This window comes from Streptomyces sp. NPDC000404 (genome assembly GCF_040300365.1).
Lineage (GTDB): Bacteria > Actinomycetota > Actinomycetes > Streptomycetales > Streptomycetaceae > Streptomyces > Streptomyces ramulosus.
In genome coordinates this window covers 154,736-173,171 of the sequence record NZ_JBEPDN010000007.1, presented here as the reverse complement: position 1 = coordinate 173,171, position 18,436 = coordinate 154,736, and the positions used below count along the sequence as shown (strand labels likewise).

The window sequence follows — 18,436 nt, the reverse complement described above, 5'->3', positions numbered from 1 at the left end:
GGCGGGGGGCGGCGTGCCGGAGCCCGGCGCGGGCGTCCCGGCCTGCGGGTAGTCGCTCGCATGCCACTGGTGGAGGCAGTCGGCGCACCACCACAGGAGTTCGCCGCCGCCGTAGACGCCCTCGTCCTCCCAGAGGAGGTCGGTGCCGCCGCAGGACGGGCAGGGGGTGGCCGGGGTACGGCGGCGCCGTGTGCGACGGCTCATGAGTGAGACCTGGTCATGGTTCTCCGACTTCATCTGTTCTGCGCCGTGATGGCAAGGGCACACCCCGCCGTTCGCCCATCGTGGGCGGGGTTTCCCCGGGGCGGAGGCGATGACCTCCGCTCCGGGGTGGGGCGCGCACAGCAACAATGTGCCACCCGCCCGTGGACAACAGCCGACAGTTCGGTCAATTTGGCGGACCGGCCTCGCGGGGAGCGTCCCGAAGGGAGCAGTCCCGTACGGGTGTCCGGGGGCCGCCGGGCGCCGCCCCGCGATGCCGTTCGTCCGTAACGTCCCCCGTCCCCCGCCGCGTTCACCCTCACCCGACCCCGAAACCTCCCGGATCCGGACCCGGACTCACCCCTCCGGGTAGCGGCGCGGCGTCCACACGGAGGGGGTGCCGTCCGCGCGCGGCGCCGTCCGGGTCTGCGACGAGCCGATCAGCAAGATCGTGCGCATGTCGACCTCGGCGGGGTCGAGGTCGGCGAGGCGGACGGTGCGGACGGACTCCTCCGGGCCGCCGACATCGCGGCCCAGAACGACCGGGGTGTCCGGCGAACGGTGTTCCAGCAGCAGGTCACGGGCCTTGCCGACCTGCCAGGTCCGGCTGCGGGAGCCCGGGTTGTACAGCGCCAGGACGAGGTCGGCGGCGGCCGCGGCGCGCAGCCGTTCGGCGATGACCTCCCAGGGCTTGAGGCGGTCGGAGAGGGAGAGGACGGCGTAGTCGTGGCCGAGCGGGGCGCCCGCCTTGGCCGCCGCGGCGTTGGCGGCGGTGACACCCGGCAGCACCCGTACGGGCACGGCCCGGTAGCGCTCCTCGGCGGCGACCTCCAGGACGGCGGTGGCCATCGCGAAGACGCCCGGGTCGCCGCCGGAGACGACCGCGACCCGGCGGCCGCGGCGGGCCAGGTCGAGGGCGAGTTCGGCGCGTTCGGACTCGACCTTGTTGTCGGAGCCGTGCCGCAGCTGACCGGGGCGGTGCGGCACCCGGTCCAGGTAGGTGGTGTAGCCGACGAGGTCGTCGGCGGCGGCCAGCGCGCCCCGCGACTCCGGCGTCAGCCACAGCGGTCCGGCCGGTCCGGTGCCGACGACGACCACCTCGCCGGAGACGGCCCCGGGCGCGTCACCGGCCGCGGCGTCGGGGGCGTGCGCCGTCTCGACGGGCGCCCCTGACGCCTCCTCGGGGGCGCTCCCGGACACGTTCCCGGACACGTTCTCGGGCACGTCCTCGGGGGCGTGCGCCGCCTGCCCGCGCGCCCCGGACGCGCTCTCGGGGACATCCCGTTCGGCGACCCGGCTCGGCACCACCGCCACCGCGAAGTACGGCACGGAACCGGCCTCGACGTCCGCCAGCGCCCCGGTCCGCTCGCCCGCCATCGTGGCGCGCTCGACGTAGCACGCCTCCGGCAGCCGGCCCGCGCGTTCCATGGCCCGGCGGACGGCGGGGAAGGTACGGCCCAGCTTCATGACGACGGCGGAGTCGGTGGCCGCCAGTCGCGCCGTCAGCTCCTCCTCGGGGAGCGTGCCGGGCAGCACCGTCAGCACCTCGTCGGCCTCCACCAGGGGCCTGCCCAGCCGGGCGGCGGCCGCGTTGATCGAGGTCACGCCGGGGACGACCTCGGTCGGGTAACGGTGCGCGAGGCGCTTGTGCATGTGCTGGTACGAGCCGTAGAAGAGCGGGTCGCCCTCGGAGATCACGGCGACGGTGCGGCCCGCGTCGAGGTGCGCGGCGAGCCGGGCCGCGGCCTCCTCGTAGAAGTCGTCGAGCGCGCCCCGGTAGCCGCCGGGGTGGTCGGTCGACTCGGTGGTGACCGGGTAGACCAGCGCCTCCTCGATGTGGTCGGCGCGCAGGTGCTTGGCGGCGATGGCGCGGGCGATGGACCGGCCGTGGCGGGCGCTGTGGTACGCCACGACATCGGCCTCGGCGATGACCTCGACGGCCCGCACGGTCATCAGGGACGGGTCGCCGGGGCCGAGCCCGACACCGTAGAGGCGGCCGGGGATGCGGGCGGCGGACTGCTGCTCGGGCACGCTCATTCCTCCTCGCTCGCCAGGGCGTTGACGGCGGCCGCGGCCATGGCGCTGCCGCCGCGGCGCCCGCGCACCACCAGGTGCTCCAGGCCCGACGGGTGCGCTGCCAGCGCCTCCTTGGACTCCGCGGCGCCGATGAAGCCGACGGGTATGCCGAGCACCGCGGCGGGCCGCGGCGCGCCCTCCTCGATCATTTCCAGGAGGCGGAAGAGGGCGGTCGGGGCGTTGCCGACGGCGACGACCGCGCCGTCCAGCTTGTCCCGCCACAGCTCCAGCGCCGCGGCGCTGCGGGTGGTGCCCAGCTCGGCGGCGAGCGCCGGCACCGACGGGTCGGCGAGCGTGCACACCACCTCGTTGTCCGCGGGCAGCCGCTTACGGGTGACGCCGCTGGCGACCATGTTCGCGTCGCACAGGATCGGCGCACCGGCGCGCAGCGCGGCGCGCGCGCTCGCCACCACGCCGGGTGAGAAGGCGAGGTCGCGGACGAGGTCGACCATGCCGCAGGCGTGGATCATCCGGACCGCGACCCGGCTGACGTCGGCGGGCAGCCCCGCGAGGTCCGCCTCGGCGCGGATGGTGGCAAAGGACTGGCGGTAGATCGCCGCCCCGTCCTTCTCGTAGTCGAACACGGTGCCCTCGGTGGTGTGGTGGGTCGGTGATGGGGTGGGGGAACGGATGCTGAATCGGGGTGCGGAATCGGGGTGGGGTGCGCGCTAACGGGGCCGGTGCCCGGCGCGTCGCCCGGTGGCGGTCACGGTGCGGTGCCCAGGGGCGCCGGCGGCACCCGGGGCGCGACGGCGTCCGCCACCTGCCGCACGGTGGCGCCCGCCGCGAGCGGCTCCGGTGGCGCCCCCGGCCGGACCACGCTCACGTCGTATCCGCCGTCGGTCGCCAGGACGTCGATCCAGGCGCCGTGCGGATGGCCGCAGCGGCGGGCGCAGCCGGACCACTGCACCGGCAGCGCGGTGGCCCGCCCGAGGGCCGCGGCCACGGCGGACGCGTCGGCCCGTACGTCGGTCAGGGACTTGGCGCAGCCGGGGCGCCCGGTGCAGGCGCCGAGCCGGTACCAGGGCGATTCCGGGTCGGTGACCAGGCCCGCGTCCGCGCACTCGCGCAGCCGGGCGGCGGCCGTCGGTGCGGTCAGCCCGGGGACGAGGACGCCGCGCCACGGGGTCAGCCGGAGCGTGCCGTCCCCGTCGGCCGCGGCGCGGGCCAGGAGGCGCCACTGCGCGCCGGTCAGCCGCCCCAGCGGCGCCGGAACGCTGAGCGCACGGCGTCCGTCCGGGCCTTCGACGAGGCCGGGCGCCGGGGCGGGGGCGCCGCGCTCCGGCCGGGCCGGAACGTCGGCGGACGGGACGTACGCGGCGGGGATCCCGGCGGCGCGCAGCCGCTCGCCGACGGCGCGCGCGCTCGGCGCCGCGCCCCCCGGCAGCTCCCGGAACCGCCAGGCGCCGCTGCCGCTCGCCTCGACGGCGTCGAGGAAGGCACGGGCGGCAGCCAGCGCGGCGCGGGCGGCATCGGCGCCGGCGATCCGCAGGGCCGGGCCGGGGCCGTCACCGGGGCCGCCGGGCCCGCCGAGGAAGAGCAGCGCGGACGCTCCCGGTGCCGAGCCCTCCGGCACCAGGGCCTCCGGTTCCGCGCCTCCCGGCTCGACGGCTTCCGGATCCACGGACTCCGCTCCCGCGCCGCCCGCTCCCGTCGCCTCTGCGACCAAGGTCACATCGCCGCCGAGGCCCGCGACATCGCCCCGGCCGTCGTCCAGGACGAAGAGGAAGCGGCCCGAAAGCCGGGTCGTCCACTCCGGACCGCAGAGCAGTCCGTCCAGCTCACGGGCCCACCGCCGCACGTCACCGGGGGTGTTGCCGTCGATTCCGGCGAGCGGTGAGGCGATGAGGTTGCGGACGCGTTCATGGCGTACGGAGGGCAGCAGTCCGGCGTCGGCCAGCAGTGCGGCCAGGTCGCCGCCGCAGCCGTCGCCGAGGCCGCGCAGCTCCACGTTGCCGCGTGAGGTGAGGGAGAGCTGCCCGTCCCCGAACCGCTCCGCCGCGTCCGTCAGCGCACCGGCCTGACGCGCGGTCAACTCTCCGGCGGGCACCCGTACGCGGGCCAGCGCGCCGTCCGCGGCCGCGTGCAGCCGCAGTGCTCCCGGGCAGGCGTCACCGCGCTCGCGCAGCGGCGGCTGGGCCCCGCGGGGCCGGTTCGAGGGGGAGGGCGGCATGGCCGCGAGCATACCGACGCGCCACGGGAGGCGACGGTGGCCCGGGCCCCGCCCCGGGTGCTGCGCCACACCCCCGCGCCCCGGTACGGACACCCCGCCGGGCCCCCGCGCCGCACCCCGCCCGGCCCCGGAAGCCGATCCCGTACGGGCACTCCGCAGGGGCCCGCACCACCCGGGGCAGCGGCGGCGAGCCGGGCCGCCCACCCGCCGCAGGAGCTGCCACCCACCCACCGCAGGAACCGCAGCACCACCCACCGCAGAAGCCGCCCCACCGGACGGCCCCGCCCCTACGGACACCGCAGACGCCCCGCGAAGACCGGCCACGCCCCGCGCGCCCCCGAGCGCCCCGTAGGGGAACCCCGGACGGCGCCCCGGGCCCCGTTCCGCCCCGTTCCCCGTACGGGTAACCCGCACATCCCGTACGGGCAACCCGCACATCGATCCCGGTCCCCTCTCCCCACCCTCCCGACCAGCCCTTACCATTCACTTCGGCGGGTCGTCCGGCCCGCCGACGCCGGAGACGGCGACGAGGGCTTCCCCGACCGCGGGGCGGCTCTCAGGGAGGAAGCCCGGTGCGAATCCGGCGCGGTCCCGCCACTGTGAGCCCGGCAGCTGCCGGGTGAGTCAGGAACTCCCGCCGTCCAACGAACCACCCGGGGCGCGGATACCCCGAGGAAGGCTCTGCGCTCGCATGCTTCTGCTGCTGTCGACCTCCGACACCGATCTCCTCAGCGCCCGCGCCGCCGGCGGCCCCGTGCCGTTCCGGCTGGCCAACCCGGCCCGCCTCGACCTCGCCGAACTCCCCGCGCTGCTCGACGGCGTCGACCTCGTCGTGGTCCGTCTCCTCGGCGGCATCCGCGCCTGGGAGGAGGGCCTGAACCTCCTCCTCGCCGAGGACCAGCACCGCCCCGTCGTCGTCCTCACCGGCGAACAGGCCCCGGACGCCCAGCTGATGGAGGCCTCCACCGTCCCGGTCGGCACCGCCGCCGAGGCGCACGCCTACCTCGCGCACGGCGGCCCCGAGAACCTCGGCCGCCTCGCCCGCTTCCTCTCCGACACCGTCCTGCTGACCGGCCACGGCTTCGAACCGCCGCAGCCCGCGCCGACCTGGGGCGAGCTGGAGCGGCCCGCGGCCCGTAAGGACATCGACGGCCCGCTCGTCCCGGTGCTCTACTACCGCGCCCACCACATGAGCGGCAACACCGGCTTCGTCGACGCGCTGTGCACCAAGATCGAGGAGGCCGGCGGCCGCCCGCTGCCGCTGTTCGTCGCCTCGCTGCGCGCGCCCGAGCCGGAGCTGATCGACGCGCTGCGCCCGGCCGACGCCATCATCACCACCGTGCTCGCCGCGGGCGGCACCAAGCCCGCCGAGGCGTCCGCCGGCGGCGACGACGAGTCCTGGGACGCCGGCGCGCTCGCCGCCCTGGACGTGCCGATCCTCCAGGCGCTCTGCCTGACCGGCAACCGCGCCGCCTGGGAGGAGAACGACGAGGGCCTCTCGCCGCTGGACGCCGCCACCCAGATCGCCGTCCCCGAGTTCGACGGCCGCCTGATCACCGTCCCGTTCTCCTTCAAGGAGATCGACGAGGACGGCCTGCCGACGTACGCCGCCGACCCCGAGCGCGCCGCCCGCGTCGCCGGGATCGCCGTCCGCCACGCCCGCCTGCGCCACATCCCGGCGAAGGACAAGAAGCTGGCGCTGGTCCTCTCCGCGTACCCCACCAAGCACTCCCGCATCGGCAACGCCGTCGGCCTCGACACCCCCGCCTCCGCCGTCGCCCTCCTGCGCCGCCTGCGCGACGAGGGCTACGACTTCGGCGACGAGGAGGTCCCCGGGCTCGCGTCCGGTGACGGCGACGAGCTGATCTACGCCCTCATCGAGGCGGGCGGCCACGACCAGGAGTGGCTGACCGAGGAACAGCTGGCCAAGAACCCCGTCCGCATCCCCGCCGCCGACTACAAGCGCTGGTACGCCACGCTCCCGCAGGAGCTGCGCGACTCCGTCGAGCAGCACTGGGGCCCGCCGCCCGGCGAGATGTTCCTCGACCGCTCCCGCAACCCGGAGGGCGACATCGTCCTCGCCGCCCTGCGCCGCGGCAATCTGCTGATCCTCATCCAGCCGCCGCGCGGCTTCGGCGAGAACCCGATCGCGATCTACCACGACCCCGATCTGCCGCCGTCCCACCACTACCTGGCCGCCTACCGCTGGATCGCCGCCGGTGCCGACGACGGCGGCTTCGGCGCCGACGCCATGATCCACCTCGGCAAGCACGGCAACCTGGAGTGGCTGCCCGGCAAGAACGCGGGCCTCTCCGCCGCCTGCGGCCCCGACGCCGCCCTCGGCGATCTCCCCCTCGTCTACCCGTTCCTCGTCAACGACCCCGGCGAGGGCACCCAGGCCAAGCGCCGCGTCCACGCCACCCTCGTCGACCACCTCGTCCCGCCGATGGCGCGCGCCGACTCGTACGGCGACATCGCCCGCCTGGAACAGCTCCTCGACGAATACGCGCAGATCAGCGCCATGGACCCGGCGAAGCTCCCGGCGATCCGCGCGCAGATCTGGACCCTCATCCAGGCCGCCAGGCTCGACCACGACCTGGGCCTTGAGGCCCGCCCCGACGACGACGGCTTCGACGACTTCCTGCTCCACGTCGACGGCTGGCTCTGCGAGGTCAAGGACGCGCAGATCCGCGACGGTCTGCACGTCCTGGGCGCCGCGCCGCAGGGCGAGGCGCGCGTCAACCTCGTCCTCGCGATCCTCCGCGCCCGCCAGATCTGGGGCGGTACGTCCGCGCTGCCCGGGCTGCGGGAGGCGCTGGGCCTGGACGAGTCCGCCGCGACCCGCACCACGGCCGACGCGGCGGAGGAGCGCGCCCGGGCGCTGGTCCAGGCGATGGAGGACGCCGGCTGGGCGCCGTCCGCCGTCGCCGAGGTGGCCGCCGGACAGCCGGACGAGGTCGCCGCGATCCTGGACTTCGCCGCCCGCGAGGTCGTCCCGCGCCTGGCCGGCACCACCGCCGAGATCGACCACGCCGTCCACGCTCTGAACGGCGGCTTCGTGCCGGCGGGCCCGTCCGGCTCGCCGCTGCGCGGCCTCGTCAACGTCCTGCCGACCGGCCGCAACTTCTACTCCGTCGACCCGAAGGCCGTCCCGTCCCGCCTCGCCTGGGAGACCGGCCAGGCGCTCGCCGACTCCCTCCTGGAGCGCTACCGCTCCGACAACGGCGAGTGGCCCACCTCCGTCGGCCTCTCCCTCTGGGGCACCAGCGCCATGCGCACCTCCGGTGACGACGTCGCCGAGGCCCTCGCGCTGCTCGGCGTCCGCCCCGTCTGGGACGACGCCTCCCGCCGCGTCACCGGCCTGGAGCCGATCCCCCTGGCGGAGTTGGGCCGCCCCCGCATCGACGTCACCCTCCGCATCTCCGGCTTCTTCCGCGACGCGTTCCCGCACGTCATCGGCCTGCTGGACGATGCGGTACGGCTCGCCGCCGGGCTGGACGAGCCCGCCGCCGACAACTACATCCGCGCCCACGCCCAGGCCGACCTCGCCGCCCACGGCGACGAACGCCGCGCCACCACCCGCATCTTCGGCTCCCGCCCCGGCACCTACGGCGCGGGCCTGCTCCAGCTCATCGACTCCCGCGACTGGCGCACCGACGCCGACCTCGCCGAGGTCTACACCGTCTGGGGCGGCTACGCGTACGGCCGCGGTCTGGAGGGCCGCCCGGCGCGCGACGAGATGGAGACCGCGTACAAGCGCATCGCCGTCGCCGCGAAGAACACCGACACCCGCGAACACGACATCGCCGACTCCGACGACTACTTCCAGTACCACGGCGGCATGGTCGCCACCGTGAAGGCGCTGAAGGGCACCGCCCCGGAGGCGTACATCGGCGACTCCACCCGCCCGGAGACGATCCGCACCCGCTCCCTCGTCGAGGAGACGTCCCGCGTCTTCCGCGCCCGCGTCGTCAACCCGCGCTGGATCGAGGCGATGCGCCGCCACGGCTACAAGGGCGCCTTCGAACTCGCCGCCACCGTCGACTACCTCTTCGGCTACGACGCGACCACCGGCGTCGTGGCCGACTGGATGTACGACAAGCTCGCCCAGACCTACGTCCTCGACCCCGAGAACCGCGCCTTCCTCCAGGAGGCCAACCCCTGGGCCCTCCACGGCATCGCCGAACGCCTCCTGGAGGCGGAGTCGCGAGGCATGTGGGAAAAGCCGGACGCGGAGACCCTGGCGGCCCTCCGCGAGGCGTTCCTGGAGACGGAGGGGGAGTTGGAGGGGGAGGAGTGAGCCGCTTCCGGCTTGCTGGTGCGGGAGCGTTCCGGCCGCGGTAGACGCGCGTTCAGGAAGGCTTCCTGTGGGTTCTGCCGCTACGGCCCGTCCTCTCCACGGTGGGGGGCGGGCTGTGCGCGTACGGGAGAGTTCAGGGAGACTTCCTGTTCATTCTCGGCCGCGGGGGCGCCGGTCTCGACGGCCTTGTCTCCGGCCGGCCGCAGACCCGCCGCTCCTTCCCCTCCGAGGACTCACGATGCAGGCTCGCACACGGGCATCGCACACCCAGGCCGCACCCCGGCCTCCGCGCCGACGGTTCGCCGCATGGAACCGGGCGTTCGCATGCGCGGTTATCTCCGTGGGCTTCGGCGTCACCGCCTTCGGACTGGTGGGCGTCGCCGCGTCGCTCGGATATGTCGGGACGCCGGGCACGTTGACCGTCAAGGAATGCCGGGAGACGGGGGGACGGTCCCACGGGCAGAACTGTTTCGGCCCGCTGCGCGCCGCGGACGGAACGCTTCTGGAGAAGGAGGTCTCCGTGGACGCCGACTTCCCGGTCGGTACCCGTGTGCCGGTCCGCCGTGTCATCGGGCTCACGGTGATCGAGGGACGCGGGCACATCGGTATGACAGGGCTGGTCGCGGGCACAGGACTGCTGTTGGCCGGTTACTCGGTGCCCTACTTCACCACCGGCACCTTCCCGTGGCGGAACACCCCACCACCTGGAGCCGAGCTGTGCGCCCCCGGCCCTCGCGCACGTCTGACCCGCAAGGTCCTGTGCATCATCGGCGCCTGCATCGCCGGCGTGTGCGCGGTCGCCTCTCTGATCTAGCGGCTGCCGGCTCAGGGGGCGGCTTCTTCGGAACGCCCCCGTGGGGGTGCGTTAGGTTGCCCGCCATGGCTTTATTCGGATGCGTCTCCTGGCCACCCGCCCCGATCCGCACCGAGCGGCTCGTACTCCGTGAGCCCGAGGACCGGGACCGTACGGCGTTCATCGACCTGTTCGCCTCACCGGAGGTGCACACCTACCTCGGTGGCCCGCGGCCGCGCGAAGAGCTGGAACGGGAGATTCCCGGGGCACCCACCCGGCGCCCTGGTCTTTTCGTCGTCGAACTCGAAGGAGCGATGATCGGCCAGATCACGCTCACCGAGGAGTCGGGACGCCTTCCCCAGGCCGCCGGGAGGGCCGAACTCGGCTACCTGTTCCTGCCGGAGGCATGGGGACACGGGTACGCCGCGGAGGCGTGCCGGGCGGTCCTCGACTGGTGCACCGGCGCGCTGCCCGGCCGGCCCGTGGTGCTCGCCACCCAGACCGCCAACACCGTCTCCCTGCGCCTCGCGGCGAAACTGGGGTTCACCGAGGTAGGGCGGTTCGAGGCTTACGGGGCTGATCAGTGGTGCGGCGTGTGGTCCGCGGGCATGCCGCGTTGACGCGGAGCGGCAGGCCGGCCGGATCACCGCCCGTGTGCGGCGCCCCCGTCCCGTCGGCCGGGTACGGCCGCCACGATGACCCGGTGGGTGAGCCATTCGAGCGGTCCGCGCCGGAAGAACCTCCGCCACAGGACCGAGACGGCCAGGGCGACGGCCACGAAGACGGCGAAGGAGAGGGCCGAGCGGCCCGGCGGGTAGCCCTCGGGCCCCGGCGTTCCGTGGAACCAACCGAGCACGATCAGATGGGCGAAGTACCAGGTCAGCGCCATGCTGCCGAAGGCCGTGACGGGGTGCAGCAGGCGCCTGGCGAGGGGTTTGTCCAGGAGGGTCAGCAGGCCGCCGAGCAGGGCTGCGATCAGGCCGAGCACGGTCACGCCCTCGGTGGCGCTGAGGGTCTTCTCGGCAGGCCCGGGGTGTCCCATCGTCACCAGCTCCTGCCAGGGGGCCTTCGGGAGCGGCGGCAGCTCGGGCGGACCGTCCGCGTCCGCTCCGGGCGCGCCGGGGGCGGCGGGAGCGGCGATCGGCGGCGGGTCGCGGTAGTCGTCCACGGCCTGCGCCGCGCCCAGCGGATACATCGCGAGGAGCGACACCAGCACCGTCGCCACGGCCGTCCCCGCGCCCACCGCGAGCAGCCGCCTGCGTACCGCGCGGCTGTGCAGATCGAGCTTGCCGAGCGCCAGGCCGAGCACGAGGAACGGCAGGACGGAGACGGTGTCCTGGCCTTCGGTGGCCGTCATTCCGAACACGACGTGCTGGAGGGTGGGCCACCAGTCACCGGGGTGCACCAGGAGCGCGAACCCGCCGTGCAGTTGCCGGGGCATGGACGAGAGGTCCACCGTCGCGGGCAGGAAGGGCCAGGCGGTGCCGGCGTGATCCGCCGCGATCTTGAATGCCGGGGCGGCGACCGCCAGCAGACCCGCGAGGACCAGCAGCGTCCTGGCCCGCAGCAGCGACAGCGGCAGCAGGAGCAGCAGCCACAGGGCGTAGTAGTGCAGGATCTGCACGTCCCAGTTGCCGGTCCAGCCCAGGACCAGGGCGAGTACGAACAGCACCACGGCCCGCACCGCCAGCCGCTTCAGGGCCTGGGACCTGGCCCGCCCCGCGTACCCCTGGAACCCGCCGGTCATCAGCGCGGCGGAGAGGCCCGCCAACAGGAAGAAGATCTCCCGGGAGCGGGTACCCAGCAGGCCGTCCACCCAGCTCAGCGCCGCGGAGGGCGGCTGCTCCGGGGAGGCCGGGCTGAGCCAGCCGTTCACCACGAAGTGCGCCCAGACCATGCCGAGGATCGCCAGCGCGCGCAGCACGTCGACGCCCGGCAGGCGCCCCGGGGTGCGGGCCGGGCCGGCGCTGTCCGGTGGCTGCCGGCGCGCGCGGTGGGCCGGATCCGGCCCGGGTGCGGTGAGGGGGACGACGTTCATGGGAATCCTTCGCTGAATGACGCGGGCACCGGGGAGCTCGATCGTTCAGCCACGGTAGGAAGCCGATGTCCGCGCCCTGCGACGTCGTGACCATGGGGTTTTGACGGTCGGATGAGCGTTCCGTGACAGCCGCCGGGGGCGCCCGGCGTACCGCGATGCGCCGGGGGAAGCGCGGTGCGTCAGACGGCGCGCCATGTCACATGCGCGCCCGCCCGTGTCCGTCCACGAGGGGGACGCGCCACGCACCCGTGAACAGTCAACATCCATAACCGCCAGGGGAATTGGCCTTTTACGGACTGGTCTTGATCGTCTTCATGGTCAGATGGGATTCGAGGCGGCGGACCGCGGGCAGGCCGCTGAGGCGGTCGGTGAGGAAGGCTTCGTAGGCGGCGTGGTCGGCGACGGCGACGCGGATGAAGTAGTCGGGGCGCCCGTACATCCGGCGGAATTCCACGACCTCTTCGAAGGCGGCCACGATGGACTCGAATTCCTCGAAACTCTTGCGGTCCTGCGCGTAGATCTCGACGTCGATCAGGACCTCCAGGCCGCGCCCCACGGCCTCCGGGTCGATGACGGCGTGGTAGCCGGCGATGACGCCGGACTCCTCCAGACGCTTGACCCGTCGCAGGCAGGGCGGTGCGGTCAGGCCGATGCGCTTGGCCAGTTCGACGTTGGTCAGCCGTCCGTCCCGGCGCAGCTGAAAGATAATTTCGCGGTCGATCGCATCGAGGGGGATTTCCTTGCTCACATCCCGAGATTACAGGGCTGATCGGCAATCATATGAGGCGGGAGTTTTTCTAAAATTTCGCCATGGAAATACGCGCTGCCGTTACCGAGGCGCCGCCTCGGCCCGTACCCGTACCGCCGCCCCCGGCAACTTCCCAGGCGCGCGCGGCGTTCAAGGACTCGGCGGGCGCGGGCCTGGCGTTCATCCCGCTCGGTCTCGCCTACGGGGCGCTCGTGACGCAGTCGGGGCTGGACTGGTGGTGGGCGGGGCTGTCCGCGCTGGTCGCCTTCGGCGGCTCGTTCGAGTTCCTGCTCATCGGCCTGGTCACGGCCTGCACCCCGCTCGCGTCCATCGCGGTCTCCGCGTTCATGGTGAACGTCCGGCACGTCTTCTACGCGCTGTCCTTCCCCCTGCACCGCGTGACCGGCCGCCTGGGGAAGACGTACAGCACCTTCGCCCTGTGCGACGAGGCGTTCGCGCTGACCTCCGGGGAGCAGGCCCGCACCTGGCCCAGCGGGCGGATCCTGTGGCTCCAGTTCTCGCTGCACCTGTACTGGGCGGCCAGTTCGGTGGCCGGGGCGCTGCTGGGCTCGCTCATCCCGGAGGGCGTCACCGGACTGGACTTCGCCCTGACCGCGATGTTCACCGTCCTCGCGCTGGACGCGGTCCGGGACCTGCGCGGCGATCTGCCGACACCAGTGATCGCCCTGCTCAGCGCCGCGGTCGCCCGGCTCCTCTTCCCGGCCGAGATGCTGCCGGTCGCCTTCGCGCTGTTCACCGCGGCCCTGCTGGCCCGCCACTTCGTCACCCGGAGGAGGACCGGCCATGCCTGACACGCGCTACGCCGTCGCCGCCGTGCTCGTCACCGCGGCCGTCACCTGGGGCCTGCGCGCTCTGCCGTTCGCCGCCCTCACCCCGCTGCGCTCCAGTGGCACGGTCCGGTTCCTCAGCACCCGGATGCCGGCCGGCGTGATGCTGATCCTCCTGGTCTACTGCCTGCGCGACGTGCCCGTCACCCATGCGCGCGCGGTGGCCCCGCTGGCCGCGCTGGCCGTCACCGTCGGCCTGCACCTGTGGCGCCGCAACGCCCTGCTGAGCATCCTCGCCGGCACCGCCGTCCACACGCTCCTGGCCAGCTTGGTCTTCACGGGGTGAGGACGGGCCCCTGGGGGCGTCCCGTACGGGTCCCGGACCTGCTCGGCACCCGTCCCGGAGGCGTCCCCTACGGGGTCCGCGTCACCCTTCCCCGTCCGCGGGGAAGTCCGCGCCGACCGTCAGTGTGATCTCGCCCGGTACCGCATCCGCCGCCTCCTGTGGCGTGAGGTGGCCGGGCAGCCGGGCGGACAGGATCTCGGCGCGGTCGCGCAGGCCCGGCGGGTAGTCGACGGCGGTGGGGCCCGTCGTGGGGGCGTTGCCCGTGGTGGTGACGGTGAAGCCGAGGGCGCGCAGGCCGGCGGCGGCGGTGGCGGCGCGGCCGGGGGTGCCGGTGCCGTTGAGGACGCGGACGCGGACGGCGGCGGCCGTGACGGGGTGGGCCGCGGCCGCGGTCAGCCGGCGCTTGGCGGCGGCGTCGATCTCCCGGTCGTGGGCGAGATCCCGGAAGACGTCGCCGGCCTGCGGGTACTGCCAGATGACGTTGGCGCGGTCGGTGGGGACGTCCGCCTCGCGCGGATAGTTCGGCACGGTGAGGAACGTGAGCCGGTCGGCGGGGATGTCCTTGAGCGTGGCGGCGAGGTCGTAGAGCGGCTTGATCCCGGCCAGGTCGCGGTCGGTGGTGAGGGATTTGGTGGCGGAGTCGAGGAAGTCGTAGAGCGAGCCGGGGCTGGTCAGCTGGGCGCGGGCCTTGGTGCCGAGGGCCTTCAGGAACTCCTGCTGGCGGCCGATGCGGCCGAGGTCGGAGCCGTCGCCGACGCTGTAACGGGTGCGGACGTAGCCGAGCGCCTGCTCATCGCGGATGTTCTGGCAGCCTGCCGGCAGGTCGAGATGGGCCTTGGCGTCGTGGATGGCGTGCTCGGGGCAGACCTCTATGCCGCCCAGGGCGTTGACCATGCCCTTGAAGCCCTGGAAGTCGAGCGACGCGAAGTGGTCGATGCGCAGCCCGGTGGCGGTCTCGACCGTCTTGATCGTGCAGCTGGCGGCCTTGCCGATGTCGCCGTCGTCCCCGCCGATCGAGAACGCCTCGTTGATCTTGAAGTGGTGCGGTGCGGACATGCTGCCGTTGCCGCGTACGCAGGCGGGGATGCGCACCCAGGAGTCGCGCGGGAAGGACAGGGCGGTCGCCCAGTGCCGGTCGGCGGAGAGGTGCAGCACCATCAGCGTGTCCGACTGCATGGTGGTCAGGCCCTTGCCGTATGTGGCGTTGGCGCCCGCGCGGCTGTCGGAGCCGACGACGAGGATGTTCTTGGAGCCGGGGCTGAGGTTGGCGGGCCGGTCGCCGAGCCCGTCGCCGATGTCGGCGCCGCGGATGTTGGCGTCGAGGTGCTGGTAGATCCAGGCGCCCGCCCCGGTGGTGCCCAGCAGCACCGCGGCGAGGACGGCGCCGGCCCAGACGACGATCCGGCCGCGGCGGGTCATCCGGAGCTTCCCGGGCGGCGGTGCCGGGCGGCGTGGCACCCGCCCCGGCGGGCCCGCGGCGACGGCCGCCGTACGGGGGCGGGCCCCGGGAGCGGGGCGGCGCGCGGCCGGGGGTTCGCGCCGGGGGCCGGGGACGCCGCGGGCACCGCGGCCGGGCGGGGCGTCACGGCGCGCGGCGCCTGGCCCAAGGGGCGCGCCGCCCCGGGAACTCTGCCTGTCGTGCACGCCGTTGGCCCCTCTCGCTCTGCGGATGCTACGTCGGGGAGCGCGGCATGGGGAGACGGCGGGGACGGCGGCGGGAGGGCCGGCCGCGGCGAACGGGCCGGGCGGGGCGGTGGGCCCGGGGCGGTGGCGGCGGGCGGGACGGCGCGAGGCGGCCCGGTCGCGCGGCCCGGAGGCACCCGCACGGCCGTCGGGAGCAGCGGCGCGCGGGGGGCGCGCGGGGAAGGGTGCGCACGCCCCGGGTGCGGGGACGCCTGCCGGTGCCGGCGGGTCAGATTCCGGAGCTGGGGAGGAGGTGGATGGTGTCCGGGTCGTACCGGAACCACCGGGCCGGCCGGCCGCCGGGCACGGTGCGCATCCGGCACCACTGGGCGCCGTCCTCGTCCGTCCACCACGCGGTGATCCGGCCCACCGCCCAGTGGCCGTCCGGGTAGTGGACCTCGACGGGCTGGTAGACCCATCGCACCTCCGCGTCCGGTGGCAGGCAGTCCCAGCTCGGGAGTGAGCACCTCGTCGCCATCTCCCCCTCCGGAAAACACCCGTTACCGCCGTGTGGACAGCCAGCGTACCGGCAATATCTACAGCTTTGTAGAACTTCCCGGGGGCGGGATTGCGGGACCTGGACGCGGAGCCCTTCGGGACCGCCCCGGGGGGCGCGGGGCGACGTCCCCCAAGGGGGGCGTACGTACGGCACGCCCCTTGGGGAGGCCGAGGCGCGCCCTCCCCGGGAGCCCCGCGCTCAGAGCGGCGTTGCGGCCTTGAGGATGAGGACGAGGGCGATGGTGGAGTTCAGGGAGGCGAGGGCCGACGTGGCGGTGCCGGCGGCGGCGACGAGGGCGGCGAGGCCGGTCGGGGTCAGCGCGGGCGGCCAGCTGCCGGTCGGCGGTACGGGCGCGAGCAGCGCCGCCACCCGGCGCGGCACCGGTCCGGTCTCCGCCGCGGCGAAGTGCGCCAGCTCCGGATGGGGGGCGCCCGCCCGCCCCACGAGCGCCGCCTTGCCGACCGCGACCGCCGTCACCCGGCGGTCGCCGACGGCATCGGCGGCCTCCTCGTCGGCCCAGCGCTCCGTGGCGTACGCCGCCGCCGAACGGAGCGGCAGCAGCAGCGGATTGAGGCATCCGGCCAGCCGTACGGCCAGCAGGTACCGGTGGTGGTGGCGGTCCAGATGGGCCCGCTCGTGCGCGAACAGGGCCCGCCGCTCGGCGGCGTCCAGGCTGTCCAGCATCCCCTGCGACACCACGACCCGCCCCGAGCGGGCGGCCCGCCCCGGGCGCCCCGGGGTGCCCGGCACGGCGTAGGCGTACGGTGCCGCGTCCGGGAGGACGGCGGGGTCGTGACCCGGTGGCAGCGCGGCCAGCGCGTCGTGGGCGCGCGCCCGGATGCGGCGGTGGCGGCGCAGCGCCCGCGCGACGGCCACTGCCGCGGCGGCCAGCGCGGCGATGGCGGCGGTTCCGGCGATCTCCGCGCCCGGCACCGCCGCGCGCACCTCCGGGTCGGACCAGCCGTCCGGCAGCGGGTTGCCGGGCAGCTGCGCGGTGCCGACGACCATCAGCAGGCCCAGGCAGAGCGTGCTGCACACCGCGAGGACGGTGGACAGCAGGGTCAGCAGGCGGGTCGATGAGCGGGGGTGGAGGTGCTGGCCGGCGAGCTTGGCGATCGGCAGCGCGGTGAGCGGCAGGACCAGCGGGAGGAAGACGAAGAAGCCCACCGGTCAGTCCCCGCCGGGCGCCGGGCCACCGGGTTCGGCGCCGTCCAGCAGGGCGCGCAGCACCTGCTCGTCGTGGGCGGAGAGCGCGGAGACGAAGCTGGTCAGGACGGCGTCCCGGTCCGGTTCGCCGTCCAGGACGCGGCGCATCCGCAGCGCCGCGAGCCCGGCTTCGTCGGCGGCGGGCGTCCAGAGGTAGGCGCGGCCGGACCGCTCCCGGGTGACGGCCTTCTTGGCGTGCAACCGGGACAGGATGGTCATCACCGTCGTGTACGCGAGGTCGCCGCCGAGTCGTTCCTGCACCCAGGCGGCGGAGACCGGCTCCGGCGCGTGGTGCAGCGCGGTCAGCACCTGCGCCTCCAACTCGCCCTGGCCGCGGCGGCGGACGCGCTCCGGGGCGCCCGCGCGGTAACCGCCGGAGGCGCCCGCGGAACCGCCGGATCCGCCGCGTCCGGAGGGCGCGCCGAGCGCTCTTCCGAAGGATTTCCCGCCCATGCCGTCGCCTCCCGCCGTGCCGGGCGTCCCGGGGCCGGGACGTCGGGGCATCTTACGACCGCGGCCGCGGTCCGGACCGCGCGGCCGGATTCGGCGACGGTCCCGGGGGGCTGCCTCCGGGGGGGCCGGCCGTACGGGACGGACTCCGGGGGCCGCCATCCGGGATGCCCCGTAGGGAACGGGCCGTACGGGAAGTGCCGTAGGCGACAGGCCGTAAGGGGTGCCCCGTAGGGAACGGCCCGTAGGGAAGAGCCCGCACCGAACGGCCCTGTAGGGGACCGGCGTCGGAGTGCCGCGTCAAGTTCTACAGTCCTGTAGATTTTAACTCCGGGCGCCGCACCTGTCCTGGCCGCCGGCCCGGGCGCCGGTGGTGCGGTGCCGTGCCCACCTCATAGCCCTCATAGCTCTGAAACCGATACGCCGGTCCGTGCGCGGTGGCCCCGCGCACCCGGGCGCCGTGTGCGTCCGGCCCGCGCCCAGGCCGGCACGTCACTGGAGGAAAAACATGGGAGTCTCGCTGGCCAAGGGCGGCAACGTCTCGCTGTCGAAGGAGGCGCCGGGCCTGAGCGCGGTCACCGTCGGCCTCGGCTGGGACGTGCGGACGACGACGGGCGCCGACTACGACCTGGACGCGAGCGCCCTGCTCTGCACCGAGGCGGGCAAGGTCGTCTCGGACCGCCACTTCGTCTTCTACAACAACCTGACCAGCCCGGACGGTTCGGTCCAGCACACCGGCGACAACCTCACCGGTGAGGGCGAGGGCGACGACGAGTCGATCAACATCAACCTCACCGACGTGCCCGCCGAGGTCGCGAAGATCGTCTTCCCGGTCTCCATCCACGAGGCGGAGAGCCGCGGCCAGAGCTTCGGCCAGGTCCGCAACGCCTTCATCCGCGTCATCAACCGCCTCGACGGCGCCGAGCTGGCCCGCTACGACCTGAGCGAGGACGCCTCCACCGAGACCGCCATGGTCTTCGGCGAGCTGTACCGGCACGGCGGCGAGTGGAAGTTCCGCGCCGTGGGCCAGGGCTACGCCTCCGGGCTCGCCGGGATCGCCGCCGACTTCGGCGTGAACGTGTGACGCACCGCCGAGCCGTATGACCGGGGAGCCGGTCACCGCGCCGCCCGGTCC

At 74.5% G+C, this 18,436-nt stretch carries 15 protein-coding genes and 1 riboswitch; of the genes, 6 read left to right on the top strand and 9 right to left on the bottom strand.

The annotated features are described in order from the left end of the window. Positions 1-558: 558 nt before the first annotated feature. The 3 genes from ABT345_RS15315 to cobG form a co-directional block, all read right to left on the bottom strand. Complete coding sequence (locus ABT345_RS15315) at positions 559-2,238, bottom strand: precorrin-2 C(20)-methyltransferase (RefSeq protein WP_345088949.1); 1,680 nt, start codon at positions 2,236-2,238, stop codon at positions 559-561. Beyond that, positions 2,235-2,861 (bottom strand): precorrin-8X methylmutase, encoded by a 627-nt coding sequence (locus ABT345_RS15310; protein WP_345088946.1) that lies wholly within the window; start codon positions 2,859-2,861, stop codon positions 2,235-2,237. Before ABT345_RS15310 ends, ABT345_RS15315 begins: the two co-directional genes overlap by 4 nt. A 122-nt stretch (positions 2,862-2,983) precedes the next feature. Continuing rightward, on the bottom strand, positions 2,984-4,450 hold the full coding sequence (gene cobG, locus ABT345_RS15305) for a precorrin-3B synthase (RefSeq protein WP_345088943.1): 1,467 nt from the start codon (positions 4,448-4,450) through the stop codon (positions 2,984-2,986). Positions 4,451-5,011: 561 nt separating this feature from the next. After that, positions 5,012-5,084: riboswitch (cobalamin riboswitch) on the top strand. Positions 5,085-5,141: 57 nt separating this feature from the next. On the opposite strand from cobG, the gene cobN reads away from it, so the two are divergent. The 3 genes from cobN (at position 5,142) to ABT345_RS15290 (ending at position 10,163) form a co-directional block, all read left to right on the top strand. Continuing rightward, positions 5,142-8,750, top strand: coding sequence for a cobaltochelatase subunit CobN (gene cobN, locus ABT345_RS15300; RefSeq protein ID WP_345088940.1), 3,609 nt, complete (start codon positions 5,142-5,144; stop codon positions 8,748-8,750). A 340-nt stretch (positions 8,751-9,090) separates the two neighbouring features. After that, positions 9,091-9,564: a hypothetical protein gene (locus ABT345_RS15295; protein ID WP_345088937.1), complete on the top strand. Its 474-nt coding sequence runs from the start codon at positions 9,091-9,093 to the stop codon at positions 9,562-9,564. 65 nt (positions 9,565-9,629) lie between these two features. Continuing rightward, positions 9,630-10,163 (top strand): GNAT family N-acetyltransferase, encoded by a 534-nt coding sequence (locus tag ABT345_RS15290; protein ID WP_345088934.1) that lies wholly within the window; start codon positions 9,630-9,632, stop codon positions 10,161-10,163. 23 nt (positions 10,164-10,186) lie between these two features. On the opposite strand, the gene ABT345_RS15285 is transcribed toward ABT345_RS15290, so the two are convergent. Both ABT345_RS15285 and ABT345_RS15280 read right to left on the bottom strand, forming a co-directional pair. Further along, entirely contained in the window at positions 10,187-11,581 is a 1,395-nt protein-coding gene (locus tag ABT345_RS15285; protein WP_345088931.1) for a DUF418 domain-containing protein, read from the bottom strand. A gap of 289 nt (positions 11,582-11,870) precedes the next feature. Then, on the bottom strand, positions 11,871-12,329 hold the full coding sequence (locus tag ABT345_RS15280) for an Lrp/AsnC family transcriptional regulator (RefSeq protein WP_345088927.1): 459 nt from the start codon (positions 12,327-12,329) through the stop codon (positions 11,871-11,873). Positions 12,330-12,391: 62 nt separating this feature from the next. Between ABT345_RS15280 and ABT345_RS15275 the strand changes: the two genes are divergently transcribed. Both ABT345_RS15275 and ABT345_RS15270 read left to right on the top strand, forming a co-directional pair. Beyond that, positions 12,392-13,141 (top strand): AzlC family ABC transporter permease, encoded by a 750-nt coding sequence (locus tag ABT345_RS15275; protein WP_345088924.1) that lies wholly within the window; start codon positions 12,392-12,394, stop codon positions 13,139-13,141. Then, positions 13,134-13,463: a branched-chain amino acid transporter permease gene (locus tag ABT345_RS15270; protein ID WP_345088921.1), complete on the top strand. Its 330-nt coding sequence runs from the start codon at positions 13,134-13,136 to the stop codon at positions 13,461-13,463. The genes ABT345_RS15275 and ABT345_RS15270 overlap by 8 nt, the downstream gene beginning before the upstream one ends. 81 nt (positions 13,464-13,544) lie before the next feature. Here the strand turns inward: ABT345_RS15270 and ABT345_RS15265 are convergent, their stop codons facing one another. From ABT345_RS15265 to ABT345_RS15250, 4 genes are all read right to left on the bottom strand, one after another. Then, positions 13,545-14,882 carry an LCP family protein gene (locus ABT345_RS15265; RefSeq protein WP_345088918.1) on the bottom strand — a complete coding sequence of 446 codons (1,338 nt, stop codon included), beginning with the start codon at positions 14,880-14,882 and terminating at the stop codon, positions 13,545-13,547. A 493-nt stretch (positions 14,883-15,375) separates the two neighbouring features. Next, positions 15,376-15,624 carry a hypothetical protein gene (locus tag ABT345_RS15260; RefSeq protein ID WP_345088915.1) on the bottom strand — a complete coding sequence of 83 codons (249 nt, stop codon included), beginning with the start codon at positions 15,622-15,624 and terminating at the stop codon, positions 15,376-15,378. 219 nt (positions 15,625-15,843) lie between these two features. After that, the gene (locus ABT345_RS15255; protein ID WP_345088912.1) at positions 15,844-16,812 is read right to left on the bottom strand and encodes a M56 family metallopeptidase; all 969 of its coding nucleotides are present in this window, start codon (positions 16,810-16,812) and stop codon (positions 15,844-15,846) included. A gap of 3 nt (positions 16,813-16,815) precedes the next feature. Next, the gene (locus ABT345_RS15250) at positions 16,816-17,304 is read right to left on the bottom strand and encodes a BlaI/MecI/CopY family transcriptional regulator (protein ID WP_345088909.1); all 489 of its coding nucleotides are present in this window, start codon (positions 17,302-17,304) and stop codon (positions 16,816-16,818) included. 505 nt (positions 17,305-17,809) lie between these two features. On the opposite strand from ABT345_RS15250, the gene ABT345_RS15245 reads away from it, so the two are divergent. Beyond that, positions 17,810-18,385, top strand: a complete 576-nt coding sequence (locus ABT345_RS15245) for a TerD family protein (RefSeq protein ID WP_345088906.1) — start codon at positions 17,810-17,812, stop codon at positions 18,383-18,385. The last annotated feature ends 51 nt before the right edge of the window (positions 18,386-18,436 follow it).

Bases quoted from the DNA above. Each gene is read 5' to 3' on its own strand.
- ABT345_RS15290 (WP_345088934.1), top strand. From the start codon at position 9,630: ATGGCTTTATTCGGATGCGTCTCCTGGCCACCCGCCCCGATCCGCACC.
- ABT345_RS15315 (WP_345088949.1), bottom strand. From the start codon at position 2,238: ATGAGCGTGCCCGAGCAGCAGTCCGCCGCCCGCATCCCCGGCCGCCTC.
- cobN (WP_345088940.1), top strand. From the start codon at position 5,142: ATGCTTCTGCTGCTGTCGACCTCCGACACCGATCTCCTCAGCGCCCGC.
- ABT345_RS15260 (WP_345088915.1), bottom strand. From the start codon at position 15,624: ATGGCGACGAGGTGCTCACTCCCGAGCTGGGACTGCCTGCCACCGGAC.
- ABT345_RS15245 (WP_345088906.1), top strand. From the start codon at position 17,810: ATGGGAGTCTCGCTGGCCAAGGGCGGCAACGTCTCGCTGTCGAAGGAG.
- ABT345_RS15275 (WP_345088924.1), top strand. From the start codon at position 12,392: ATGGAAATACGCGCTGCCGTTACCGAGGCGCCGCCTCGGCCCGTACCC.
- ABT345_RS15270 (WP_345088921.1), top strand. From the start codon at position 13,134: ATGCCTGACACGCGCTACGCCGTCGCCGCCGTGCTCGTCACCGCGGCC.
- ABT345_RS15265 (WP_345088918.1), bottom strand. From the start codon at position 14,882: ATGACCCGCCGCGGCCGGATCGTCGTCTGGGCCGGCGCCGTCCTCGCC.
- ABT345_RS15250 (WP_345088909.1), bottom strand. From the start codon at position 17,304: ATGGGCGGGAAATCCTTCGGAAGAGCGCTCGGCGCGCCCTCCGGACGC.
- cobG (WP_345088943.1), bottom strand. From the start codon at position 4,450: ATGCCGCCCTCCCCCTCGAACCGGCCCCGCGGGGCCCAGCCGCCGCTG.
- ABT345_RS15285 (WP_345088931.1), bottom strand. From the start codon at position 11,581: ATGAACGTCGTCCCCCTCACCGCACCCGGGCCGGATCCGGCCCACCGC.